Raw genomic sequence first — 24,089 nt, 5'->3', positions numbered from 1 at the left:
AAGGTTTTTAACTAGCTACCAGATCGCTTATTCACGGTTTTTGGATCAACATCTATCGACCTACTCTACCTACGCTTTGCCGTCGCTGTCTTTGCCGCTGACGAAGCGGTGGGCTACGGTTTCGGGCTGAATGGCCGACAAAATGGTGTGGCCTGAGTCGGTGATAATAACGGCGCGGGTGCGGCGACCGTAGGTAGCATCGACTAGCTGCCCGCGCTCGCGGGCGTCGGAAATGATGCGCTTGATGGGGGCAGACTCGGGGCTAACGATGGCAATCACCCGATTGGCCGATACGATGTTGCCAAAGCCAATATTGATCAGCTTGATGTCCATAATATAAAAGGAGCGATAACGGGAAGTTCTGGTGTTAATGTCAGGATTCGCCCCGATCGGCCAGAAAACCCAAGGCTTTTTTGGCACAAGGCGCTGCATTTGGGCCGAGATCAGGCTCAAATCACCTTATCTGCCATACTAACGAATCCCTCTAGCGCTGAGGGTTAATTTCAGGCGAAATTTCAGTTTTCTGGCGTTTTCGTTCCCTGGGCTACACCTTTCGGCGCTAAGAACCCTCGATCGGGAGTTCTTGGCGCTTTAAACCGCTACTCGCCTGTATCTGTAGGCAGAGATCATCATCTGCCCTTTCTGTCTGTCTCGCCCGGAGAATGCTACTGTGCAGCCCGTTGACTTTACGACTTTGATGGCTTTGTGCCACAGCCTGCGGGCCGATTGGGTACCGGCCCGCTGCGAGACGGTGGTGCAGCTCGATACCACCACCCTGGCGCTGGCCCTGCGCACCCTCGATCGCCGCCGCTGGCTGACGATATCGTGGCACCCCCAGGCGGCGCGGCTGCACCTGGGCGACGCTCCTCCCAAGGGGCAAGACACGTTTACCTTTAGTCAGCAGCTCAAGCACCAGTTGAACCAGATGGCGCTGGTGGCGATCGCCCCGGTGGCCCCCTGGGAGCGGGCGATCGATTTGCAGTTTGGCCCCCGCCCTGGCGACCCGCCCCAGTGGCACCTGTATGTCGAAATTATGGGCAAGTACAGCAACGTGATTCTGGCCAATGCCCAAAACCAGATCGTCACCGCTGCCCACCAGGTGAGCGATCAGCAGTCGCGGGTGCGGCCCATTCAAACCGGCGACCCCTACGTGCTGCCGCCGGCGATCATGAACACGCTGCCGAGTCGGCAAGAATCTCAGGCCGCCTGGCAGGAGCGGGTGACGCTGGTGCCCTCAACGCTCAAAAAAATGCTGATGCAGAGCTATGGGGGCTTGAGTTCTTCGCTGGTGCGATCGCTGCTGGCCGCCGCCCACCTCGCCCCCGACCAGCCCGCCGACATTCTCACCCAATCCGACTGGGATCGCCTGTTTGAGGTGTGGCAGCGCTGGCTGCTCTGTTTGGAGAAGGGTGAGTTTTTCCCCGGCTGGGCTGAGGGCGGCTATACGGTGCTCGACTGGGAGGGGATAGCGCCCGTCGCCGATGTGCACTCCCTGCTGAACCAGTACTACCGCCGCGAGCTGAACCTACAGCAGTTCGATCGCATCCAAAACCAGATTCAGCAAAAGCTCAGGGGCGTGCTCGACAAACTGCGGCAAAAGGCCAGCACCTTTGAGCAGCGCCTCGACCAGTCGGCCCAGGCCGACCAGTATCGCCAGCAGGCCGACCTGCTAATGACCTACAGCTACCAGTGGCAGCCTGGCGTAACCCAGATTACCGTGGATGATTTTGAAACCGGCGAGCCTATCACCCTGGCCATTGACCCCGATAAAACCGCCATTCAGCAGGCTCAGCGCCTCTACAAGCAGCACCAAAAGCTAAAGCGCGCCAAAGATGCCGTAGTGCCGCTCTTGCAGGAGGTGCAGGCAGAATTGGCCTACTTAGAGCAGGTGGAGGCGGCCCTGAGCCAAATTTCTACCTACGACGAGCCAGCCGATTTGGAAGCGCTGATCGACATTCGCAACGAGCTGATTCAGCAGGGCTACATGACCTCGCCCGACTATCGCCCCAGCGAGCGCAAGGCGAGTGATGAGGGCTTTCGTCAGCTGCAAACGCCCGACGGTTTGCCCGTGCTGGTGGGCCGCAACAACCGCCAAAACGATCTGCTGATCTCCACCGTGGCTACCGACTATGACCTCTGGTTTCACACCCAAGAAATTCCGGGCAGCCATGTGCTGCTGCGCCTGGGGGCGGGGGACGTACCGAGCGATCGCGATCTGCACTATGTGGCCGACCTGGCTGCCTACTTCAGCCGCGCCCGCCAGGCCGATCAAGTACCCGTGATCTACACCCAGCCCAGGCATGTCTACAAACCCAAGGGCGCTCGCCCTGGCATGGTGATCTACAAGCACGAAACCGTGCTCTGGGGGCAGCCGCGTCGGGTAGAGCAGACCCAGGCGGCTCAGCCTCTGGAGTTGGTTTAAGCCATAGCGCTATTGGCCGCGATGCTTGATTCCAACAGGGGTGTATCGCGGTCCCAAAGATTCATCAAAAAGATTTCAGGGCAAATCCGGGACTCTGGCCGAGAATCCGAGAAATTGCTGAGTACATTTGCTCATCAGCTTAAGTTATCGAATCAACACACAATTAGTAGAGATTGTGTTAATGAAAATCTGTACTTGTTGTTACAATGAGAAACGGAGGAGATGAGAGCCCTCCACCGGAAAAATTATCCAGTCTCTAGCGCTGCCAAAAGTGCTGAGTTTTTGGTGGTTTCTTCCGAATTGAGAGAACAACGTTAGATATTTAGTATCACCTGAGTCGGCTTCCCTAGGGGGCCGACTTTTTTTATTCTTTACGTTTTGAACGCAGCGTTTGCCTCAGTGAGGGGTTGGCTAAGGCAGCGCCTTCGCCAGGTCGGGCCTGAGCTAGCTGGGCGATCGCGATATCTGTAAATCTAGCGATCGCGCTCTGCCTGTGCATCCCTCGGCAGTTGGATGCAGGAGGGGTAGGGGGTGCCGTGGGCGATCGTGAGGGTGATCACGCGATGCTCCATTTGAGGGCGATCGCCATAGCCTGCCCCGGTGCCGCCATTGACCGCATAGGCCGGAAAGCAGGCCGCCGCCACGCTCAGCCGCAGCCGATGACCAGGAGCCAGGGCGCAGGCGGTAGGCTGTAGGGGCAGCATGACGGCCTGGGGAGCGGGAGCCGGATCGGGGCGATCAACTCGGCAGTGGCCCTGGGTGAGATTCATCACTCGGCCATCGGCATACACCTCAGACAGCACCACGCTGAGGTCGAAGCTAGGGGCATCGGCGTGGCAGTAGAGCAGGGCGGTGGGGGTACCAAGCAGCGTCAGTTCTTCCGTCAGCGCTGCGGTTGTATAGGTAAGAACGTCGGTGCGGCTGTCGAGGGTTGCCCGATCGAAGGGGCCGGGGGGCAGGCCGCAGTGACCTCCCAAAGAGGGCACTGGTCGCCAGGGGTCGTGTACAATCACGTCTTGCTGAGGCCTATCTTGAGGCTGAGGCTGGCCTTTTGTTTGGGTTGCTGGCTGAAATAAATTGGGGGTGAGCATGCCGTCGTCCCAGCGCAGTCCGGCCAGGCCGGTGCTGGTGAGGTAGAAGGATTGGCCTGAGTCGGTTGGCCAGCGATCGCGCCCCTGCCACTGATTTGCTCCCATCACAAACAGCTGGACCGATGGTTCAGAGCCAGTCTCGGCAGACCGATCCTTGAGAAAACGGTCGAACCAGCGAATTTGCAGATGATCTATCGGGCTATCGGCCTCAGGGCCAAAATCGACAGCGCCCACCCGGCGGCCCCAGGGCAAATGTCCCCAGGGGCCAATCCAAAGAGCCTGGGGGGCCTGGCTCTGCGCCACCATCTGCTGGTACAGGCGCAGGTCGCCGCGCAGGTAGGGGTCGTACCAGCCGCCAATGTGCAGCATCGGCAACTCTACCCCGGTTAAATCGGGCTGCAGCGCTTGCCAGTAGTCATCGGGCTGGGGATGGTCGAGCCACTGGTGAAAAAACGAGTCGGGGGCGTAGGTCTTGAACACCTGGGGCCGAGCGGGAACAGCATCCCCCAGTGGCAGGGCGATCGCCGCCTGGCGTAGGGCCTGGTAGGCCGTTTCATCTTGCGCTAAACGAGCGGTTTCGGCGGCGATTTGAATTGCCCAGCCCAGGCCAATTTGCAAAGGCAGGGCACCGTTCTCGTAGGCCCAGTCGGCGTAGAGGTCGTAGCCCACCATCGCAGGGGCGATCGCCCTCAGGGCAGGCGGTTTCTGCGCTGCCGCATACAGCTGCGTCATACCCTGGTACGAAAAGCCGTACATGCCCACCGCACCGCTGCTCTGGGGCAGGGCCGCCGCCCACCGCACCGTGGCGTAGCCGTCGGCAGCCTCATGGCGAAACAGGTCAAACTCGCCGCCGGAGCTGCCCCGCCCCCGCACGTCCTGAATCACCACGATATAGCCGTGGCTGGCGTACCAGCTGGGGTGGGCATAGACCACCGTTGAGGCGATCGCGCGTCCGTAGGGCTGCCGCATCAGCAGCACTGGAAACGGCCCCTCTCCCACGGGGTAATACACATCGGCGTCAAGGTATACGGCGGCGGGGTGTTGCCCTGCGGCTGTTCCCTCAAGCTGGGGAGAGGCTAATTTCAGCCTGAGCGTTTGCTTGGGCGCAACGGGGTAGGGGCCGGGGGCATGGGGCGTAGGCAAGGGTCAATGATTTGTGTAGTGGGAGACAGGTGGGCATTGCCCACCCTACTGGGCGAGAGATATGGGCTGGGGCCTGTCGTGCCGCCCCAGCACGGCCAGGTCTTCGTCGTCGAGCGTGACAGGAGTGCCGCTGCGAATCAGCTCCGCAAAGTCTTCGTTGGGCACCATAATGCACAGGGTATAGAGCCGACAGGGGCCGGTATTTTCAACGACGTGGACGCCGTTGGGGGGCACCAAAATGCTGTCTCCCGCTTGAATAGCCACCGTTTTGCCGTCGCAGGTGGCGCGGCCCTCGCCCTTGAGCACAAAGAACATTTCGACGGCGACCTGGTGGCGGTTGGGGGGCGTTTTGCCGCCGACATCAAAAATTTCGACGCAGTAGGTGAGCGACATATCGGCAATGGTGGGGTCAAACACCAGGGCCAAACGGTTGGAGTCGCCGGGGCTAATGCGGTAGGCCTGATAGTCTTTAGGCGATTTATAAACGGGTACCACGCAGCTCGTGGGCAACGAGCAAGCCACCGTATCCATTACAGGAGCGTCCATAACCAGAGTGTCCATAAAGGTCGACCTAACGGTTCGGGCTTGACTATGCTTACAGAGTCCCACGGCGATCACAGTAGCTCACTGTACCTTTCATAAAAAGTTGCCTGGCTGACCAGGGGCGTCATCAGTTGTTGGTCATAGCTAGAAGGGGTCAGTCCTCCGTCTGTTAGCTGGGTGGGGCATGGCAGCGCTGATGTCTTAGCCGTCAGGCCAGCCGTTGTCAGGCCAGAATGGATGGCACGTCCTGGGCCTGTTGAGAGGTACTCCGTAAGGTTCAACCAGAACTCCTGCCGTGTAGTCAGGCTGCATAGTTGCATAGGTTCTTCATGAAGCTTCTTGACAACGTGGTTTAGGGTTACGCTAAACCTGTGTATACCGCTCAGCGGCGATCGCAGGGTTGTGATTAAACCCCGTGTCGATTTCCGCCGCCATCTGCCCCCTCTATACTCTGGCGGTTTTACGATTAACCCCTCAAGCCACAGCGCAGCATGATCGACATCCTCATCATTGAGCACGATGCCGCTACGGAGCAGTTTTTGGTCAGCGCCCTCAAACAGCAGGGCTACAGCGTGACCACGGCCCGCAGCGGAGCCGAGGGGCTAACCCTGGCCGAAAAGCTGCAGCCGGGGGTGATCATCTGCGACTGGAATATTCCGGGCGACATTGGCGGGCTGGCAATTTGTCAGGCGCTCAAGCACCACCCGGTGCTCTCAATTACCTCGCTGCTGCTGCTGACGGCCCGCTACAGCACCGCCGATCGGGTCAAGGGGTTGGAGATGGGGGCCGACGACTTACTCTCAAAGCCGGTCGATATCAACGAGCTCAATGCGCGGGTGCGGGCGGGGTTGCGCATTTACCAGCTGACTCAGGATCTGCGCCAGCAAAAGCAGCGCATGGAGGCCGAAATGGCCGAGGCTGAGGGCTACGTGCGATCGCTCTTGCCCAACGATCAAACCGGTCGGGTGCCGATTCAGTCGCGGTTTTTGCCCTCTCAGCAGCTCGGTGGCGACTGCTACGACTACTACTGGCTCGACCCCGACTACCTGGTCGTGTACCTGCTCGATGTGTCGGGGCACGGGCTGGGGTCGGCGCTGCTGTCAACCTCGGTGCTGAATGTGCTGCGATCGCAGTCGCTGCCCGACGTGAGTTTCTACCGCCCCGAAAAGGTGCTGCGAGCCCTCAACGAAACCTTTCAGATGAGCGACCAGAACCAAAAATACTTCACCATCTGGTACGGCGTGCTCAACTGTGCCAATCGCCAGCTACTCTACGCCAGCGCGGGTCATCCACCGGCGGTGCTGGTGTCGATCGACGGCGACCAGCAGGTGACGACCACCCGCCTGCGCACCCCCGGTATGCCCGTGGGCATGCTGCCCGACGCCAAGTACCAGTGGCAGCGCTGTCAGCTGCCCCCCAACAGCAGCCTCTACCTGTTCAGCGACGGCCTCTACGAGGTGCTGCAAAGCAATCAAAAGTACCTCGGCCTCGACGCCTTTGTCGAGCTGCTGGCCCTGGCCAAGCGCGAAAAAAGCGTTGACCACATTCTCAATGCGGTCATTAAGCGTCAGGCGGGAGAAATTGCCAGCGACGATATGTCGCTGATGATGGTCAGCCTCGACTAGCGTTCTGTGGCAGCAAAACCATAGGCTTGGCTATGGTTGTAATTTGTGCAACCCGCAGCCTGGCGCTCTAAACGCCAACCATGCGTGATGCTTCAAAACGAATTAAGACACTTGGAGCTTGGCTGCTTCAAAGGCCTGTCGGTTTTCGTAAATTTCAAAGACGCGATCCATGCTGGTGAGTTCAAACAGCATCTTGACCTGGTCATTCATCGAGCAAATGCAAAGGGTGCGGTTTAGCCCTCGAATCTTTTTGAGCAGCACAACCAGCGTGCCCAGGCCCGAGCTGTCGATAAACGTAATATCTTTAAGGTCGACTAAAATAATTTCGGCTCCGTTTTGCAGCAGGTCTTCTACTGACTGACGAAACTCTTCGGCTTTAGTGCTGTCTAAAATACCGGCAGGCTCAATAACTTGAACGTTAGCGCTCATAATAAAAGTCACTATCCTAAACTAAAAACTTGCTTAACAGCTAACTCATATCTCTACGCCTCAGCCATAGCTAAAGCCGGAGAATAAATCGCTCTGGGCGTGCGATCGCGGTCAATTTCTACTACCAGGTTAACGTGTTCGCCGTCCTGCTTGAGCGGAGCGATAAACAGCTCTGGATGCAGCGCTCGCCAAAAATAGTCGACAAATTCGTCGATGGTGGCATCGCTCATGCCCGCTTTGCCCTGGGCTTTCATCTGGTGCTCGGCGTCTTTGCGCCACTGCTTGCTGAGGCGGTAGTCGGCCGGGCAGAGCACCATCAGGCGATCGAGGCAGTCCCACAGGGGCAGGTAGGTGGCCAGCTGCGCGTTCATATCGCGGGCAAACTGACGGTCTGCCTCGGTAACGATGGGGGAGGGGGGCCGATCAAAACAGCTGGGGTCGATGGGGCGCGCTCCCAAAAACCAGCCCTCAAACAGCAGAATATCGACATTTTGCACCCATTCGGGGTCGGTGCGATCGCCTTCGCCACCGTGCAGAGATTTATCAAAGCGGGGCAGGGCTACCGCTTCCCCCGCCTGGGCTGAACGAATGTGGGCCAGCGTAGCAAGCCCCAGGTCGATATCGTGGGTGCCCGGTGGTCCTCGCCAGCGCAGCCGGGGGTCGCTCTGAATGAGCTGCTGGCGATCGCGGTAGGTCTTATAAATGTCATCGATGGAGAGGCCCACCGCCCGGTAGCCCATTACTCCCAGCAGGTGCTGCAAAATCAGAGTGAGAGTGGTTTTGCCGGTGCCCTGTCCGCCCAGCACCCCCTGAATGAGCGGCGCATTGAGCTCGTCGCGGGCCTGCTTGAGGGTGAGCGCCAGGGGCAGCCACAGCTGCCAGTACAGGCTCAGGTACTGGTCTATTGGGGCTGGGGGCAGGGGCAAGGCTGTGTGGTGGGGCACCAGCCTGTGCAGCCAGTTCAGGCGCTCTTGCAGTTTGTCTGTGCCATTGGCAGAGGTAATGCCCCAGGCGGCGGCCCGGCGAGGGTCAGTCAGTTCCCACGCCAGCAGCAGCTGAATCTGGGCCTCGTCGAGGGGGGTACCCGCCAGGTGGGTAGCCAGCAGGGCGGCAATATCAAAATTGCCGGGCACAACGTTCATCACCGAATCTGCCGAATCTACCATAGCCGTTACTGGTTGCTGAGCTGAACCAAAATGCTGCCGGTCTGCATGACATCACTGCGATCGCCGCTGACCAGCGTAATCTCTTGCAGATGTTTGAGCGCTGGTTGGGCTGCCGTGCCCCACAGCCGCCACTGGGGTAGCTGTGCGACCAAAGCCGTCTGCACCTGAGCCCAGTCAATATGCACATAGCCATTGCTGGGGCCAGGCAGCTGCGCCACCTGCTGCCACCAGGCTGGCTGCTGGCGGGGCTGGTCGGCGGGGTGAAGCACGGTATCGAGGGTAGCGGGAGACGCCGCCAGCACCTCGTACTGGTCGACCTCGGCACGTAGCCCAGCCACCTCGGCGACCACCTGCAAGGGCCGGGGAACTCGGGTTGGGGGGAGAGTAAGACGAGTCCAGGCGATCGCCGGAGTTCCCCTCAAGTCGAGGGCTCCAGTACCCAAGCCCTGCTGCCGCGCCAGCTCGTCCAAATGCTCCAGGGTTTCGGCCAGAGTCGTGGTTTGGGGGGCAATAATCAGCCAGTCAGGGGAGGCCGTGCCCAAGGCCGCTAGCCCCACGCCGTAGGCGCGATCAACGCCGCGCTGCAACAGGTCGGCGGCTCCCGAACCTAAAGCCCCATCCATAGTGCGAGCCAGGGGTGTAGTCGCGTTCTCTGCCCGAGCCGTCAGGGCCAGCAGCGGCTTTAGGCGCTGGCTCAGGGCCGTTAAATCAGAGCCTACCGCCGTCACCGCTAGCGAGTCGGGCAGGTAGGGCGCGATCGCCTGCCAATCGAGCGCTGTCGCCCGCTGGGGATGCAGCCGGTGCCCTTGGGCCGCGAGGAGGGCGGTGTGGCCCACCAGCCCCTGGCGGGTGAGCTGCCACGACATCAGCCCCCAGCCCACTTCATCGTCGGCGGCCTCTAGCTGGTTCAGGCTCACGGTGGCGTCTCGATCGGGGTGTAGCCAGCGATCGACGGCGGGCAGGTTGAGGGCCAGCAGCCCAACCCGAGACTGGGGCAGCTCTTTCAGGGCGATCTTGTAGCGGCGATCGGCCTGAAGGTTGAGATCGCTCGACTGGGCGGCGGTGAGCGCCTGACGCAGCACATCGGGATGGTTGGCCGCCAGCACATAGCGGTTGGCTACCAGGGTGGTAGCAAGCTGGGCCGTTTCTTCGCCAGGAAACCGCTGTACGCCTCGCTGGGCATAGATCAGGCGGTTGCCCGAAAAGTCTTCAAAGGTGAGGGCGTCGCCTGCGATCGCGCGGTTTTGCCAGTACAGCTCCAGGGCCGCCTGGGCAGCGGCGCTGTCGTTACAGGCCAGCGCCACCAGGTAGCCGGGGGTCGTGCCGTTGGTGGCATCCTGATCGAGATCGGGGGTGACCAGGGCGGCGGTTACCTCTTCTCCCAGCCAGGGCTGAATGTCGCGGCTGTAGCTGAGGCCGGTGTTGGCCAACAGCGCCTGCTCAATCAGTTCTTGGTCGCGGTGCGTCTGCTGGCGCAGGCGGGGAGCCGCCAAATAGTCCCAAAGGCTGGCGAGGCGATCGGGGCGCACCAGCACCGAGGCCACCACCGTGGCCTGTTTGGGCACAAACTGCAGCGCCAGCGGCTGGGCCTGACCGCCGCGCTCAATCAGGTACAGCGGGGTATTGAGGGTGAGACGGCCCAGCAGGCCCAAACCCAGCACCAGCACCAGCCCGGCGGCAATGGCGAGGGGACGAATAAAGGAGCGAAACTTCATTGACCTCACGCTTGAAACCCCAAAACACCCGCAGCACCACGGCTGCGCTGACTAATTCTTCTTAGTGTATGGCCCTACGAGACCCGTAACTCCTCCGATGCCAGCGGGCTGTTTAGAAATTAAACAATGTAAACCTTCAGAACTCCAGGGATGACTCGGGGAAGAAGGAGAAACGGCGGCGGCTGCGATCGCCCCTGTCTGCGCCTGTAAGAGTATTTTGGGCCAAATTCCGCCGAATGCTATAGTTAGCGTTAGAAAAGACCGATGGGCTACCCGTACCTGCCGCTAAGATTAACTCTCGTTATCCAGCGTTTTGATACTGACGTTTTGATATTGGCTTTTTGATACTGACTATGACGCACTCCTCTGGCCTCAAGCGGTTTGCCGCCCTCTCAGCTTCAGTCGGCTGGTTGGCGCTGGCGGCGCAGTTTTACCTCTCGGTGCAGCTGGGCATAGCCAACGGCAACGGCGTACTGGGCGGCGTTGTGGCCTACTTCAGCTATTTCACCATTTTGACGAACGGACTGGTGGCGATCGCGCTCACCGCCGGGGCGCTCCCCGACTCGACCGCTCCCGCCTGGCTGGCATTCTTTCGCCGACCGGGCGTGGTCACAGCCATCACCGCCAGCATTATCGTGGTGGGCAGCGTTTATTTTTTAATCTTGCGCCACATTTGGGAGCCCCAGGGGCTGCAGTGGCTCGCCGATGTGCTGCTGCACTACGTCATGCCGCCGCTGTTTTGGGTCTACTGGTGGTGGGCCGTACCCAAGCAGGCTCTGCACCCTACCGCGATCGCTCGCTGGATGGCCTATCCCCTGGGCTACGCCGTCTACGCCCTGGGTCTGGGCGCGATTCGAGGCCGCTATCCCTACCCGTTCATCGATGTTATTGCCCTGGGCTACCCCCGCGTGCTGGTCAACTCAGCGGCGATTTTAGCGGTCTTTGGCCTCCTTTGTCTGGCCCTGATTCTGCTGGGACGGCTAGATCGGCGCTCCCGCCGCTTCTTCCGGCTCGGTTGAGGTCAAACCAGCTCGATGCTGGGCTTTTTCCTGGTTGACGACTACTCCCAGTCCACTGGCTGAATGCGCTCGATGTAGTCGAGGTTGGCCAACTCGATCAAAATGGTGTCGTAGTCGGCCTGATTGGTGTTGCCGATTGCCAATACCTCACCCTCACCGCAGTCAATCCGGCCCCGACTCTGGGGAAATAGCTGCACCGAAGGGTCAATCGCACCTACGGCCTGGGCGTAGGCGTCGCCCACGGGAATGCAGAATTCATAGTCGAGCGATCGCTTGCCGTTGGGCGGACCGTAGAGGCCGTTTTCATCGAACGTGCTGAGGTCAAAGGCAATTTTTTCGCTCGCACCGCTGTTTGAGGAGGACACTGGCTGGCAGGCGACCGCGATCGCAAGCACGGCTGCCCCTGCGGGTAGGGCGATCGCAACCCGAATGCCAAAGCTAGAGATCATGGGCACAGCGGAGGTTTTAGGGCAATGGAGATTCGATAGCGACGATACCAGTCTAACTGGGTAGCTACCCCGATCGCTGCTCCAGCCCGCAACCTACTTGTCTAAGCGGGTGCCAATCAGGCAGGCTCCGCTGAGGCTGACGCCATCGAACTGGGTACCCGTGAGGTCGGCGCAGAGCAGGTTGGCCCCGCCCAGCGTTGCTCCCGACAGGTTAGCCTGGCGCAGGTCGGCTTCTTCTAAATTGGCGTTGTCTAGCCGCGCCCCCTGCAGGTCGGTCTGAGAGAGATCGGCTCCCTTGAGGTTAGTATCGCTGAGGTTAGCCCCCCGCAGGTCGGCACCGCGCAGATCAACCCCCTGCAGGTTTACCCCCATCAGGTTGCAGCCGCTTAAGAATGCCCCGGCCAGGCTCACCCCAGCCAGGCGAGCTCCCATCAAGTTAGCGCCACGCAGGTTAGCGCCGCGCAGGTCGGCTCCGGTGAGGTCGCACTGCATCAGATTGGCTCCCCACAGGTTGGCCCGCAGGTCGGTACCCACCAGGCTCGCCCCCATCAGGTTCGCGCCTTCCAGGTGAGCCTTGGCGAGGGAGGCGCGGCTCAGGTCGGTGCCGACCAGGCTGGCCCCGGCCAGCTGGACGCCCGCCAAATCAGCGCCAGAGAGGTCTTCGTCTTCTAGATTGGCCCCGGCCAGGTGACGGAGCTGGCCCGATCGCAGGGCGGCAATATCTACAGAGTCGCTAGGCACAGGGGTCACGGTTACAGGGGTCGCGGTTACAAAAGAGGCTATCGAGGCAGCAGTTCAGAGGAGGTGGGAAAGACCGATGTTTGGTCAGCGACATCAGGGTTTAACAGCCCCGATCCCAGGGTAATTTTAGTCGGTATCGTGGGCAAGCTCATGCCCTGCTGCAGGCCCATTACCATCAGCCCCAGTATTTCGACCAGTTTTGGATCCCATTGCTCTCCGGCTTCGGCCTGGCAGGTGCTCAAGACCTCACCCAACACGGTCATATTGTCAGCGTCAGCGTCTTGGCCGTGGCGGGCTGCGGCCACTCGGCGCTGGAATTCGGCCACCAGGCTAAGCATGCGCGATTCTAGCGGCACCGCATCTCCGGCTAAGCCTGCCGGGTAGCCGCTGCCGTCCCAGCGCTCGCCCTGGTGGGCAATAATGGCGGCCACCGCCCGCAGCCGGGGCATCAGCCGCAGGGCCTGCACCTCCGGAATCAGCGGACAGCTCGGCCCATCGTTAGAGGGGGTAGCCAGGTCGGGGGCCGGGGCGATGCGGTGCAGCATCCCGGCCAGACGCAGCCGCTGCAGCTGCCAGGCGGGCAGATCGAGCAGCTGACCCATCATTTCTAAAAGTGACACCACTTCGCTGGCGGCCAGGGGGTTGACCGGGTCGCTGAGGTCAACCAGCTGGGCCATCCGCAAAAAGGCCTGCAGCTCGTTGGACACCAGATTTTGCTCCAGGTCTTCGACCAGGCTAAAGGCGAGGTTGCCCTTGAGGTCGTTGCGGCTATTTTGCAGGTAGTGCACCACCTGGCTAACGGTGTGGCTGACGGCAGTAGATTCGTCGCCCTGGAGGGCGGGGTTTTGCTGCTTGAGCAGAGCCAGGTGGTCGGTCAGCTGCGCCTGCAGGGCCGTGTCGTAGTGGCCAATATGGGCAATGGCAAGCTCGACCGTCTGTCTGACCAGGGCCGCGTCAAAGGTCCAAAAGCCGTAGAATTTGCGCTCCAGGTCGTGCTCCGGCACCCCGCCTGGGCCGTAGTCGGCCGCCGACAGCTCCTGACACAGCACCATGGCGGTGTAGTCAGGCGAGAGAATCATCAGGTGCCACTCTTCGGCCACGGGGTCATCGCTGGCCAGATCCACCAGGGCGACATTCTCGCGCTGGCTGGTGGGGTGGTCGTGAAAGCCCGCCTCTGGGGCGGCCATAATCACGATCTGCTGAGCCTGGTCGGCGATCGCGCTGTAGCGATCGGCTTCTTCTAGATACCACTTGCCCCGCTGAAAGGCCGTAACCACCAGGGGGGCTGAACCCGATGTCAAAATGCAGTCTTCCAGGGCGTGACAGAGGGCAACGAGAGTGTTTTTGTAGTACACGCCATAATTGAGCGGCGTGGTATCTGGTTCAGCTCGACCATCTACCAGCTGCTTTAGTATCGACCCCTCCAGCATTGCAATCCCCTATAGTTTTTATTTAACGGTAGCCCCGGTGATCAGGATGATAACGCAGCCACGGGGCGGCGGTCAGCCTGAATGGGGGCGCTCAAGGCCTCTTCTAAAGGCGCACGACCCAAACGTTCTTCGAGAATATCCATCACCTCGCGGCCAAAGTCATCGGGGTTGCGCTGCCAGGCTTCCAGGCAGACTTCCCCAAAAAACGACCCCAGCGGCTCCGGGTTCCACAGCAGCTTCTTTGACACCCAGGGCAGATGAATATCGAGGGGGTTGTAGTCGCGCTTGAGAATGTTTTTGTCGAAGGCGTACTCTTCTAGGTGAGTGTGGGGCTGCAGGCCAATGAAGAAAATGGCGGGTTCCACCTTGTCGCGGCCAAACACCTCCTCCAGCGCCCGGTGGTAAGCGAGGGTCTGGCGAATGGTTTCGGGCCGCTCGTCAATCACATTAAAGGAGTAGTTGACCGACACCAGGTCGTTAAACCCGGCGGCTTTGAGGTCTTTGCAGTTTTGCAGCACCGTGCGCAGGTTGTAGCCCATCCGCATTTTGCGCACCAGCTCCTGGGAGCCGCTAGTAATGCCAATTTCAAAGTAGTTCATGCCGGTGTCGGCCATCAGCTGAGCTAGCTTGGGCGTCAGGTTGTCGGCACGAATGTAGGCCGCCCAGTGAATATCGGTCATGCCAGCGTCAAGAATTTTTTGCAGCAGCTCTTCGGCATCCTGCATGAAGCGGCGGGCCGGAATGAACTGGGCATCGGTAAACCAGAAGTTGCGCACGCCCCGCTTGTAGAGCTGCTGCATTTCGGCCACCACCTCGTCGGCGGGGTTGATGCGCACCTGTTTGCCCTCCACCACTGTGTAGACGCAGTAGCAGCAGTTGTGGGGGCAGCCGCGCTTGGTCTGCACGCCAATGTAGAAGTCCTGGTCTTGCAGGTAGTAGTCAAACTCGGGCCAGATCGCCTCAATGTAGTCGTAGTTGCAGGCGGTTTTTTCCAGCGGGGTGGGCTCCTCGTGAATTAGGCGATCGCGCGGTGTGGTTTCTCCAGCAATGTAGCAGCGCTGGTCGGCAAAATCTTCGCCCCGCAGAATGCGCTCTAACAGCATTTCCCCCTCGCCCACGGAGATAATTGTGCCCTTGGGCAGGCGGTTGTGCAGCTGCTCGTAAAATACGCTGACGGCACCGCCGCCAACCACGGTGGTCACGTCTTTGTGGTAGCGCCGGGCGCGCCTAAAACCGCGCTTGATCAAGCCCTGGTTGCGCCAGAGTTCGGCCAGGTAGGTGGTCGCCATGCGCAGACCGCCCAAAGCACCCCTGGCTTTTAAGAACAGGTTGCGGGCGTAGAAAAACTCAAAGGCGTTTTGCAACGGGTTGCCGCCGCGACCGCCCACGGGGGCAAAAATTTGAATATCGCGCCAGGAAAATACCAGCAGGGTGGGCTGAAAGGCGTCGATGCAGCGATCGAGGGCAGCCCCATAGTCGAGGGGAGGAACGGCCCCCAGATCAAAGATGCGCTGCTCTACATCGGGGAACAGCTTGTGGACATGATCAGCCAGGTAGACTACCCCAACGGGAAAGATGGGATTGCAGGGCAGCCGCACGTAAAGCACACGGGCCTGGCTAGCGGTGAAGAAAGGCATGCTTATCAGGCTTGATACATATCTTCACGATAACACTGTCCTATCGCTTAGATAGGGTAAAACCACAAATCTCTGCCATCAAACCGCCGCATCTATAAATAGACGTAAATTTGCTCTGGAATTACGCTGAAGGAGACTGAGGATCTTTGTGAACTTCTGCACTCCGCCGCGAGGTGTAGAGCCAGAACGGCAGCAAAACTTTGGACTATGTCTTTAGACGTATCTGGGCATGGTATAAAAATATAATTAAGTTTTGAGCCTGGTCGCAGAACAAAGGCTTCGAAGACCCCCTCGCGCCGATGCTGGCGAGGTGCGGCTGAGAAAAAGCTTCAAGTCGGAGCTGTTGCAAAGCTTGAAGCAATGTGTCCGATTGTTGTGAATAGTGACGGCGTTGTAGGGGTTGGTAGTCGCCTTTACAACAGCTGGGGATCGCGAAGTGTTAGGCTTTGCCCAGTGATTCTTGCAGTATTGCCGTAAAGCATCAATGGCACAAATCCTTGATCCCCTTCCCTCCGATGGCCAGAGCCAGATTCTCTGCTGCTACGTAAATGCCACCAGTAAGATCCAGGTTGCTCGCATTACAAATGTGCCCGATTGGTACTTTGAGCGGGTGGTTTTTCCGGGGCAGCGGCTGCTTTTTGAAACCGTTCCAAAAGCACTCCTAGAGATCCACACCGGCATGATGGCCAGCGCCATTTTGTCAGACAGCATTCCCTGCGATCGCCTGCAGGTCGATGCCTCTGAGCCAGCGGGTTTTGACTCGGCCTCAAGTGAGGAGCTTGAGGCCAGCCGAGTCAGTGCTCCGCTAGATAGTCCCCTGGCAGAGCAAGCCCCTGCGATTCCGGAACGGATTGCTCCGCAAATCGCTGTCTCCCCTGCCGGCAGCTCGATGTTCTAGAGAGCTATTGGGCTGCCATTGGGCTGTGAGTCAGTAGACTGTAGAAATAGCGCAGTCGCCCTGGCTTTAGCAGCTTAGCCTTCACAGCGGTTGAAGGTAGGTTATGCACCTGCTCAATGTCACCAGGGCCGTGCCGACGGTGACAGTTAAGGGGGAACGGTGAACCTACCTTCATTTTTATGGTTGTGGCGCATTGCCGCCTGGTCGATGGGGCTTACCCTCACGGGCTATGTGCTGCTGGCGATGACGGGTGGCGTGCTCTACTACACTCGATCTAGAAAGCAGAAGCGGTCGGCCTGGGTGCGGCCTCTGCACATCGGACTGGGCACGGCGATCGTGACGCTGGTGCTGGTGCTGCTTGCCATTGGCATTATTGGCACTCTGGGAGAGTATGGCCGTCTGGGCCACTCTGTCCATCTGCTGTTTGGGCTATCGGTGGTGGCGCTGGTGCTGGCTTCGGCCTGGAGCGCTAGCCGCATTGCCCCCGAGCGCCCCTGGGCGCGCCCGCTCCATGTGGGGCTGAATAGCGGTTTAGGGCTTGGGCTCGCTGCCGCTGGGCTGTCGGGTTGGCAGGTTGTGCAGAAGTATTTACCTTAGAAGCATAGTCAGGGGACTGGTCAGCCTTGGAACGCGCGGCGCTGATGCTCTGCGAGAGGCCCGCTTCCCCTGAACGTTGATCGCACTATTTTGATCCCAGCTTGTCACCGTACTCGTAATGGTTGAGTCTTCGCCTTTAGCCCCGGCTGCTTCGGCTTCCAGCGATCGCCAGAGCTTTAATATTTCGCCGCTCATTCGCCTGACGCTGCTGCTGCTGTATCTGGCTCTGATGGGGCCGCTGCCGTTTTTAGCCCAGGTGACTGAGGCGGGCATCTCTCCCCAACTCATGACCGCAGGCATTGTTCTGGGTGGTCTTGGCCTCTATGGCGCACTCGGCCAGCGGGTCGAGGTCGATGACCAGGGCATTCAAGTCACCTACCCGGCCTGGATTCGCTGGCTGTTTCGCGGCGGCTGGCAGCTGCCCTGGAGCGAGGCCCAGGCCCTGAAGCCCCGCTCGACCGGTCAGGGAGGCATTGTGTATTACTTCGTCGGAGCGAATCAGCAGGCCTATCTGCTGCCCATGCGGGTGGCCGGGTTTGCCCAGCTGGTCAGGCTGGTCGAAACCTATACCGGCATCGATACTCAAGATGTAAAGCCCCTGGCTCAGCCCTGGATGTACTTTATTTTGCTGGGGTTTACCCTGCTGCTGCTGCTGGTCGATGCCTGGACGATTACTACCGCGCTGCAAATGGCTTAGCTTGCCTGTTTAGACCCTCACTTAGAATCAGAAATTTAATAAGGTGGGATAGCCGTCTCGGCTGTCCACGGTCAGGCAGAATGCCTAGCCTACAAAACGTGGATTTAATAAAATCCCTACCTCTTAATCGCCCCAGTAGCGGCGACCCTTTCGATCTGCGGTAAGCCTGCGATCGCTCAAGGAGCGGTACAGTAGAGCGGTATAGTTAATGAACAACATTTTCAATAGTGCCCCTGCCCTAGCGCCCCGCCCTGCTGCTAGCGGCCCCGCCGCCCGTTGTTTTTTGACTGGCTATGACCCCACCGAATATTCTTCGCCTCGATGCCGTTACCAAGGGCTACAGCCCCAATCTGCCCCCGGCGGTAGACCAGGTCAGCTTGAGTTTGAGGGAAGGAGAAATTTTGGGGCTGCTGGGTCCGTCGGGCTGCGGCAAAACGACCTTGCTGCGACTCATTGCTGGCTTTGAACGCCCCGATCGCGGCACGCTTTACCTGGGCCGTCAGCCGGTGGGTGGCTCTACCTGGTTGCCTCCAGAACACCGCGACGTGGGTATCGTGTTCCAGGACTATGCGCTGTTTCCGCACCTGACGGTCGAAAAAAATGTGGCCTTTGGTCTACAGCGGCGGCGAGAAAAAGGCCGGCGACAGGTAGCGCAGGGGCTGTCCTCGGCTGATATCGCTAAGCACACGGCGGCGGCGATCGCCCTGGTCGGCCTCGAAGGGCTCAAGCACCGCTTTCCCCACGAGCTGTCGGGGGGGCAGCAGCAGCGGGTGGCCCTGGCCCGCGCCCTGGCCCCGCGCCCGGCCATTATTCTGCTCGACGAGCCCTTCAGCAACCTGGATGTGCAGGTGCGACTCTACCTGCGCCAGGAGGTGCGCGATATTTTGCGCCAGGTGGGGGCTTCAGGAGTGTTTGTCACCCACGACCAGGAAGAAGCTCTGGCCCTGGCCGATCGCGTTGCCGTGATGAACCAGGGCCGCCTGGAGCAAATTGATGTGCCAGAAGTAGTCTACGGCCAGCCTGCGTCGCGCTTTGTGGCTGAGTTTGTCACCCAGGCGAATTTTCTGCCCGCCCAGGCCAGTCCCCAGGGTTGGCAAACCGAGGTGGGCTGCTTTACCGCCGCGAGCACCGGAGCCCAGCCCGCCCAGGCCGACCTGATGGTGCGCCAGGAAGACATTGCCCTGGCAGAAGATGCCGAGGGGGCGGCGGTAGTGCGCGATCGCCAGTTTTTGGGCCGCGAGTACAAGTACTGTCTGCAAACGCCCGGTGGGCAGCTAATCCATGCTCGGCTGCCCCTGGATAGCGCGATCGCGGTGGGCCGTCGGGTTAGGGTGACGGTGCCGTCGCAGCGGGTACGGCTGTATCCAGCGGTGGGCCAGCCCCTGGCTGAAACCGCCAGGCCCAACAGTCTCTCAGTGCCCTTGGTCTAGCGACCTCGCCTGGCCGCCCGCACCCACAGGTGCCCAGGTTTAGAATTTTGCAGTAAGGTTACGCTGGGGTGCTGGAATGGCAATTCTGCCCTGCCCCCGCGTCACCCTAGTCACTTCAGGTCGCTGTAATTATGAACCGGGTTTCTCGACGAGTTTGCCTGTCTCTTGCCGCTTTGAGTCTGCTGGCCGCCCCAGTTCTGGCTGCCGGTTCGACGACCCCAACGCCCGCCAACCTAGGGGAGCAAACCCCGCTGCTGGCGCAGGAAGACATTGTTGAAACGGTGCTCTATTTTGAAACGGCGACCAGGGCGGTGCGCGTTTACCGCAGCGGTAGCGCTCTGTTTATGAACCTCTACAACAAGACTACCGATGTCGTAGAGGTGCGGGGCGTCCCCGTCCAGCTGGTGCCCAGCACGCGCGATCAAACGGTTTACGCCACCACGGGTGGTGAGGCCAGGCGCTTTGCCCGCATTAACGTGCAGAACGAAACCGAGCTAGAAGTTGTCGCCGCCAACGGCCGTGTTGTGCTGCAAGAGCCCGGTTTTAACACCGTGGTTGGGGTACCGCCCGGCAGCAGCAACTTTCGCGGCAACAGCTTTGCCCCTGGCACCCCGGCCCTGGTGCTCTCGGCTGAAGCCGCTCGGCTGCGATCGGGCCCCCGCCTGGGCAGTACCATTGTGGGCACCGCCCCCCGCCGCGCCGTAGTCGATGTGCTAGATCGGGTGGGCAACCCAGAGGATGGCTTTATCTGGTACCAGGTGATCTACGAAGGCACCACCGGCTGGGTGCGCGGAGACCTGCTTCAGCCCACCTAACAGCCTGCCAAGCCAAAGGCAACAGGTTAGTGAAGGTTTAGGGGTCAAGGTTTCAGGTTCGCGACCGGCCTTGAACCGCACACCATCAACCCTGAACCCAAGTTATTCAAAACCCAGTTGAAAAATTAAAGTTCTAGGGTCATGCCTTCGCGGGCCAAACGGGTAGGGGCAAAGCTGGTCTGCACCTGGCGCTCGAGCTGATCGAGCTGGTCGTCGCTGTGGCAGGGGTTGTGGTGGAACAACACCAGCTGCTTGGTCTGGCTGGCCTGAGCTGCTTCAATGCCCAAGTGCCACGGCGCTAGCCCCGAGCCATTGGGGTCTGAGTAGGCCGCATCGGCGTAGGTACCGTCAAAGATCAGCACATCTGCCCCGCTGGCCAGCATCAGCAGGTTGGGATCGAGGCTAGTTTGGGTGGGGTCGGTGTCGGTGGCGTAGACCAGCACTCGGTCTTGCCAGCTAACCCGATAACCCAGGGCGCTGGTGTGGCGATTGAGGCTCCAGGTTTCGACTACCACATCGCCCAGAGAAATGGAGTCTCCGGCGGCGATATTGTGAAACGTCATGCTGGCCGACATGGTTTGCAGGGGCTTGAAGAAGTTGGGCCGCAGCATTTGCTCCATCAGGCGCTGCTTAATGGAGGCTCCGTTGAGGGCGGGGGCACCGTAGATATTGAGCTGGGTCGTCGGCACAAAGGCGGGCGCAAAAAACGGAAAGCCCTGAATGCGGTCCCAGTGGGTGTGGGTAAAAAATAGGTGGGCCTCGACGGGCTGTTCTTGCTGCATGAGGTGGCAGCCCAGCACCCGCAGCCCGCTGCCGCCGTCAAAAATAAGCCGCTGGCCGCCCACTAAGACTTCTACGCAGGCCGTGTTGCCGCCGTAGCGGACCGTATCTGCACCTGGGGCCGGAATGTTGCCGCGCACTCCCCAGAAGGTGAGCGTAAAGGTTTGCCCTGGGGTGCTTTGCTCAGGTTGACTATTGTCTCCAGCGCGAACCGGAGATAGGGCATCAGACGAGCTAGCGGTATTGGCCATGAACGTTAAGCGTTTCACCCAGTTTAGACGGTGTTTAGATAGCGTTTAAATGGCGATCGGGCGGGCATGAACCGCCGTGGGCACCCCTGCGGCCAAACTCAAACGATGTCTAATGATTCGGTGCTGAAGGATCCACTCTAGGGCCTCAGTCAAGTTTACTCCCCAGATGGAATTTAGTATTCCCCTGCGGGCTCCTCTGTCCGCCTGACTAACAGTAGCGGTTCAGCCATTCGTCATAGCTGATTTGACGGGTTTAGCTCAGAGGTTGTTTTTGGGAAGACGCACTGCGGCCGAGGGTTAATAGCGTGGTTCTTGGTCCCAGTATGGCGCTACTCCATGGAACTGGAGGAATCTGAATCGGATGAATCGGCCTGATCGGCACTGTAATGGTCTGAATCGAGATGATCGGACAGAGCTTCAATCAGGCCAGGAGAGCCAGGTTCGCCACTGAAAATATGGTAGGCCCGTCGCAGCCGCTCCAGAGCGCGCTGGCCTCGCTTGCGCAGGGTGGCCTGAGAAACGCGGTCGCCGCCTGTGCCGACGAGGCGGGCCTGCACCTGATGCCAGGTTAGGCCTTCTACCACCTTCCACTGAATCAGGTCGCGATCGCCTGGTGAGAGCGCTTCTAGGGCTTGCAGCACCGCGTCGATGGCCTTGCCAATCGCTTCATCATCTACTGTGCCGAGGGCTGGGCCTTCGGCCTCGGCAGGCCCCTGGTCCATCAGTTCGTCAAAGGCGGCGGCTGAGTAGCGGAGGCGATCGCGCTTGCACTCGCGAATAATGTTGTAGGCGGTGCGCCGCATCCACGCTTTGGGCTGAAGAATGTGCTCCTGATTTTGCTGGGTGTACCTGACTCCCCGCAGGTAGGCCTCAACGAAAATATCAATCTCGGTGATGTAGACCTCGAGCCCAAACTGATGAATGGTGCGCTTGATAAACGCCAGCAGCGATCGCGCATGCGGATTGTTGGGCTTGAGCAAAAACTGCACGTCGCGGTTAAACTGCTGTGTTTCTGATGGCGGGGGAGAAGGCATAACTCTGGGTAGATGACCAGCGGTTTAAGTTCTAATGTAGCTGTATCAAGTTTTGGTGAAGTGTGAGATTTGCTAACCTAACACCGTGATTCTGCGGAAGCAACACTGTGATGCTTGTCACAAAGACTAAAGCCTGGCCTGAGGCAAAACCCTCTGCCGTGGTCATTGTCTTGCCTCAGATGCGGCGGTTAGCTGGTATAAAAACGCAAATTAGCTTTGGCAACAATCTGAGAATTGGCTGTAGCGGCGGTCCGGTTATTAAGCTTTCATGACATTTGTTTGAGACGACAGGTTTGAGGCAGGGGCAGTTCGCCAGGCGATTCGCGCAGCGTTCAGACCCGATTCGGAACGAGTATCCGTCCCGCAACCGCAGCTCTGGGCTAAACCGCCACTGGCCCCAGGCAGTGCGCTTTGACAATGGCCAAAATGCGATCGGCGGCGTGGCCGTCGCCAAAGGGGTTGACGGCTCGGGCCATCGCTCCGTAGGCGGCCTCGTCGGTCAGCAGCTCCAGGGCGTGGCGGCTAATGGCCTCGGCACGGGTGCCGATGAGCCGCGCTGTGCCCGATTCTATGGCTTCGGGGCGTTCGGTCGTGTCGCGCAGCACGAGCACGGGCTTGCCCAGGCCGGGAGCCTCTTCCTGCAGGCCGCCCGAATCGGTCAGCAGCAGGTGGCAGCGGCTCATGGCCCCGACCAACCGGCGGTAGTCAAGCGGTTCACACAAAAATACCCGAGGGTGGTCGCCCAGCAGCCTGGTCAGCGGGTCGCGCACGATTGGGTTGCGGTGCAGGGGCAGCAGCAGGGCGGTATCGGGCTGAGCGTTAAGCACGGTGAGAAACCCAGCCGCAATGTCGTTTAGGGGGTCGCCCCAGTTTTCGCGCCGATGAACTGTGGCCAGCAGCACACGATACTGATTCCAGTCGAGGCCGTCAATGGGGCAGTCGGGGTTTTGATCGGCCACCGTTAGCAGCGCATCGATGACGGTATTGCCGGTGTGGTGAATTTCGCCAACGACACCCGCCGCTTTGAGATGCCTCACAGCCTTGGTCGTCGGGGCAAAGTGCAGCGTTGTCAGCTGAGAAATCAGCCGCCGGTTGGCCTCCTCGGGGTAGGGGCTGTAGATGTTGTCGGTGCGCAGACCGGCTTCGACATGGCCCACCGGAATTTTTTGGTAAAAGGCGGCCAGGGCGGCGGCAAAAGCGGTGGTGGTATCGCCCTGCACAATGACTAAGTCGGGTCGCTGGGCCTGAAAGTGGGCCTCTAGCCCCTGCAGGCTGCGGCAGGTGATATCGGTGAGGGTTTGCTGCGGCTGCATGATGGCCAGATCGGCGTCGGCTTTGAGATCAAACAGGGCCATCACCTGGTCCACCATTTCACGGTGCTGGCCGGTGAGTACAACCTGGGTTGCGATCGCCGGGTCGCGCTGAAACGTGCGAATGACCGGAGCTAGCTTAATGGCCTCGGGGCGGGTGCCCAAGATAATGCACACGCGCAGGGGAGAATCAGACATGGGGCCGCCAGAAACGCTACAACAACAGACCTTTAGGCAGGCTGCCACAGAGACACCGCCCAAAGCGTTATCTATGATGGCACGGCCTCTGCGACAATAGGCACTAGCGCCTGTCATCGAGCGATTATTGCCCCATGGCCCATACGATTACTCTGCACGAGTCCCACTTTCAAACGCTAGATTTGGCTCCGGCGCAGGAGGTGATTGAGCCCCTGCTAGCGGAGGGCAAACTGCCCCACGGGGACCTCGGTCTGCGCTTTGAGATCGACATCAGCCGCGACCCTGCTGACCCCAGGGAACTGTCGGAACTGCCGGAGGTACGGCTGTGGTTTATTCGCCTGGATACCTGCTATCCCTGGCTGCCCCTGGTGCTGGACTGGGAAGCGGGTGAACTAGGGCGCTACGCCGCTATGCTGGTGCCCCACCAGTTCAGCCCTACCGAAGGCATCCGCTACAACCCCGAGGCGCTAGAAATTTTTATGATGGCCAAGATCTTTGTCATCGCCGCCTGGCTGCGCTCCCAAAACATTACCAACTACACCCGACTCAAGTTTATGACCCAGATGCTGGGTTACGAAATCGATGACGGACTGTTCGAGCTGCTGGTTTAAGGTGCCAGATGCACGGTAACGTTGTGCATCTAACACCTTAAACCTTCGATTTACACCA

The 24,089-nt window shown here is 59.8% G+C and carries 22 protein-coding genes; 9 read left to right on the top strand and 13 right to left on the bottom strand.

The genetic code is table 11. The annotated features are described in order from the left end of the window. Positions 1 to 69: 69 nt before the first annotated feature. Positions 70 to 333, bottom strand: a complete 264-nt coding sequence (gene remA / locus ACQ4N7_RS13320; RefSeq protein WP_017298145.1) for an extracellular matrix/biofilm regulator RemA — start codon at positions 331 to 333, stop codon at positions 70 to 72. A gap of 337 nt (positions 334 to 670) precedes the next feature. Here remA and ACQ4N7_RS13315 point away from each other — a divergent pair, with 337 nt between their 5' ends. Then, positions 671 to 2,422: an Rqc2 family fibronectin-binding protein gene (locus tag ACQ4N7_RS13315; protein ID WP_430711988.1), complete on the top strand. Its 1,752-nt coding sequence runs from the start codon at positions 671 to 673 to the stop codon at positions 2,420 to 2,422. Between the two features lie 473 nt (positions 2,423 to 2,895). Here the strand turns inward: ACQ4N7_RS13315 and ACQ4N7_RS13310 are convergent, their stop codons facing one another. Both ACQ4N7_RS13310 and ACQ4N7_RS13305 read right to left on the bottom strand, forming a co-directional pair. Then, complete coding sequence (locus ACQ4N7_RS13310) at positions 2,896 to 4,656, bottom strand: CocE/NonD family hydrolase (RefSeq protein WP_430711987.1); 1,761 nt, start codon at positions 4,654 to 4,656, stop codon at positions 2,896 to 2,898. A 45-nt stretch (positions 4,657 to 4,701) separates the two neighbouring features. After that, positions 4,702 to 5,187 (bottom strand): cupin domain-containing protein, encoded by a 486-nt coding sequence (locus ACQ4N7_RS13305; RefSeq protein WP_430712006.1) that lies wholly within the window; start codon positions 5,185 to 5,187, stop codon positions 4,702 to 4,704. 503 nt (positions 5,188 to 5,690) lie between these two features. Between ACQ4N7_RS13305 and ACQ4N7_RS13300 the strand changes: the two genes are divergently transcribed. Then, entirely contained in the window at positions 5,691 to 6,824 is a 1,134-nt protein-coding gene (locus ACQ4N7_RS13300) for a SpoIIE family protein phosphatase (RefSeq protein WP_430711986.1), read from the top strand. Between the two features lie 102 nt (positions 6,825 to 6,926). Here ACQ4N7_RS13300 and ACQ4N7_RS13295 read toward each other — a convergent pair whose 3' ends face one another. The 3 genes from ACQ4N7_RS13295 to ACQ4N7_RS13285 are packed head-to-tail and all read right to left on the bottom strand — an operon-like array spanning position 6,927 to position 10,134. Beyond that, the gene (locus ACQ4N7_RS13295) at positions 6,927 to 7,253 is read right to left on the bottom strand and encodes an STAS domain-containing protein (protein WP_430711985.1); all 327 of its coding nucleotides are present in this window, start codon (positions 7,251 to 7,253) and stop codon (positions 6,927 to 6,929) included. Positions 7,254 to 7,306: 53 nt separating this feature from the next. Then, entirely contained in the window at positions 7,307 to 8,419 is a 1,113-nt protein-coding gene (locus ACQ4N7_RS13290) for a glycerate kinase (RefSeq protein ID WP_430711984.1), read from the bottom strand. A gap of 5 nt (positions 8,420 to 8,424) precedes the next feature. Next, on the bottom strand, positions 8,425 to 10,134 hold the full coding sequence (locus ACQ4N7_RS13285; RefSeq protein ID WP_430711983.1) for a DUF3352 domain-containing protein: 1,710 nt from the start codon (positions 10,132 to 10,134) through the stop codon (positions 8,425 to 8,427). Between the two features lie 353 nt (positions 10,135 to 10,487). Here ACQ4N7_RS13285 and ACQ4N7_RS13280 point away from each other — a divergent pair, with 353 nt between their 5' ends. Further along, the gene (locus ACQ4N7_RS13280) at positions 10,488 to 11,153 is read left to right on the top strand and encodes a Pr6Pr family membrane protein (protein ID WP_430711982.1); all 666 of its coding nucleotides are present in this window, start codon (positions 10,488 to 10,490) and stop codon (positions 11,151 to 11,153) included. 41 nt (positions 11,154 to 11,194) lie between these two features. Here the strand turns inward: ACQ4N7_RS13280 and ACQ4N7_RS13275 are convergent, their stop codons facing one another. The 4 genes from ACQ4N7_RS13275 to ACQ4N7_RS13260 form a co-directional block, all read right to left on the bottom strand. Next, positions 11,195 to 11,602 carry a hypothetical protein gene (locus ACQ4N7_RS13275; protein WP_430711981.1) on the bottom strand — a complete coding sequence of 136 codons (408 nt, stop codon included), beginning with the start codon at positions 11,600 to 11,602 and terminating at the stop codon, positions 11,195 to 11,197. 93 nt (positions 11,603 to 11,695) lie between these two features. Beyond that, entirely contained in the window at positions 11,696 to 12,352 is a 657-nt protein-coding gene (locus ACQ4N7_RS13270) for a pentapeptide repeat-containing protein (protein WP_430711980.1), read from the bottom strand. Between the two features lie 29 nt (positions 12,353 to 12,381). Further along, the gene (locus tag ACQ4N7_RS13265; RefSeq protein WP_430711979.1) at positions 12,382 to 13,773 is read right to left on the bottom strand and encodes a DICT sensory domain-containing protein; all 1,392 of its coding nucleotides are present in this window, start codon (positions 13,771 to 13,773) and stop codon (positions 12,382 to 12,384) included. A 41-nt stretch (positions 13,774 to 13,814) separates the two neighbouring features. Further along, a complete protein-coding gene (locus tag ACQ4N7_RS13260) occupies positions 13,815 to 15,410 on the bottom strand; it encodes a photosystem II high light acclimation radical SAM protein (protein ID WP_430711978.1) in 1,596 nt (531 codons plus the stop codon). 484 nt (positions 15,411 to 15,894) lie between these two features. Between ACQ4N7_RS13260 and ACQ4N7_RS13255 the strand changes: the two genes are divergently transcribed. The 5 genes from ACQ4N7_RS13255 to ACQ4N7_RS13235 all read left to right on the top strand — a co-directional run bounded on the left by ACQ4N7_RS13255 (position 15,895) and on the right by ACQ4N7_RS13235 (position 19,847). After that, positions 15,895 to 16,308 carry a DUF1830 domain-containing protein gene (locus tag ACQ4N7_RS13255; RefSeq protein WP_430711977.1) on the top strand — a complete coding sequence of 138 codons (414 nt, stop codon included), beginning with the start codon at positions 15,895 to 15,897 and terminating at the stop codon, positions 16,306 to 16,308. A 159-nt stretch (positions 16,309 to 16,467) separates the two neighbouring features. Further along, positions 16,468 to 16,905 (top strand): DUF4079 domain-containing protein, encoded by a 438-nt coding sequence (locus ACQ4N7_RS13250; RefSeq protein ID WP_430711976.1) that lies wholly within the window; start codon positions 16,468 to 16,470, stop codon positions 16,903 to 16,905. A 118-nt stretch (positions 16,906 to 17,023) separates the two neighbouring features. Further along, the gene (locus tag ACQ4N7_RS13245; RefSeq protein ID WP_430711975.1) at positions 17,024 to 17,602 is read left to right on the top strand and encodes a hypothetical protein; all 579 of its coding nucleotides are present in this window, start codon (positions 17,024 to 17,026) and stop codon (positions 17,600 to 17,602) included. 293 nt (positions 17,603 to 17,895) lie between these two features. After that, positions 17,896 to 19,032 (top strand): ABC transporter ATP-binding protein, encoded by a 1,137-nt coding sequence (locus ACQ4N7_RS13240; RefSeq protein WP_430711974.1) that lies wholly within the window; start codon positions 17,896 to 17,898, stop codon positions 19,030 to 19,032. Between the two features lie 131 nt (positions 19,033 to 19,163). Beyond that, positions 19,164 to 19,847 carry an SH3 domain-containing protein gene (locus ACQ4N7_RS13235; RefSeq protein ID WP_430711973.1) on the top strand — a complete coding sequence of 228 codons (684 nt, stop codon included), beginning with the start codon at positions 19,164 to 19,166 and terminating at the stop codon, positions 19,845 to 19,847. A gap of 125 nt (positions 19,848 to 19,972) precedes the next feature. Here the strand turns inward: ACQ4N7_RS13235 and ACQ4N7_RS13230 are convergent, their stop codons facing one another. The 3 genes from ACQ4N7_RS13230 to wecB all read right to left on the bottom strand — a co-directional run bounded on the left by ACQ4N7_RS13230 (position 19,973) and on the right by wecB (position 23,420). After that, positions 19,973 to 20,878, bottom strand: coding sequence for an MBL fold metallo-hydrolase (locus tag ACQ4N7_RS13230; RefSeq protein ID WP_430712005.1), 906 nt, complete (start codon positions 20,876 to 20,878; stop codon positions 19,973 to 19,975). Positions 20,879 to 21,207: 329 nt separating this feature from the next. Then, on the bottom strand, positions 21,208 to 21,912 hold the full coding sequence (locus ACQ4N7_RS13225) for an RNA polymerase sigma factor (protein WP_430711972.1): 705 nt from the start codon (positions 21,910 to 21,912) through the stop codon (positions 21,208 to 21,210). 380 nt (positions 21,913 to 22,292) lie between these two features. Next, positions 22,293 to 23,420, bottom strand: a complete 1,128-nt coding sequence (gene wecB / locus ACQ4N7_RS13220) for a non-hydrolyzing UDP-N-acetylglucosamine 2-epimerase (protein WP_430711971.1) — start codon at positions 23,418 to 23,420, stop codon at positions 22,293 to 22,295. Between the two features lie 134 nt (positions 23,421 to 23,554). On the opposite strand from wecB, the gene ACQ4N7_RS13215 reads away from it, so the two are divergent. Beyond that, positions 23,555 to 24,031 (top strand): CRR6 family NdhI maturation factor, encoded by a 477-nt coding sequence (locus ACQ4N7_RS13215; RefSeq protein ID WP_430711970.1) that lies wholly within the window; start codon positions 23,555 to 23,557, stop codon positions 24,029 to 24,031. Positions 24,032 to 24,089: the final 58 nt, after the last annotated feature.

Origin of the sequence: Nodosilinea sp. AN01ver1 (assembly GCF_050565655.1) — a bacterium.
Taxonomy (GTDB): domain Bacteria; phylum Cyanobacteriota; class Cyanobacteriia; order Phormidesmidales; family Phormidesmidaceae; genus Nodosilinea.
This window is presented reverse-complemented; position numbering and strand designations above follow the sequence as displayed.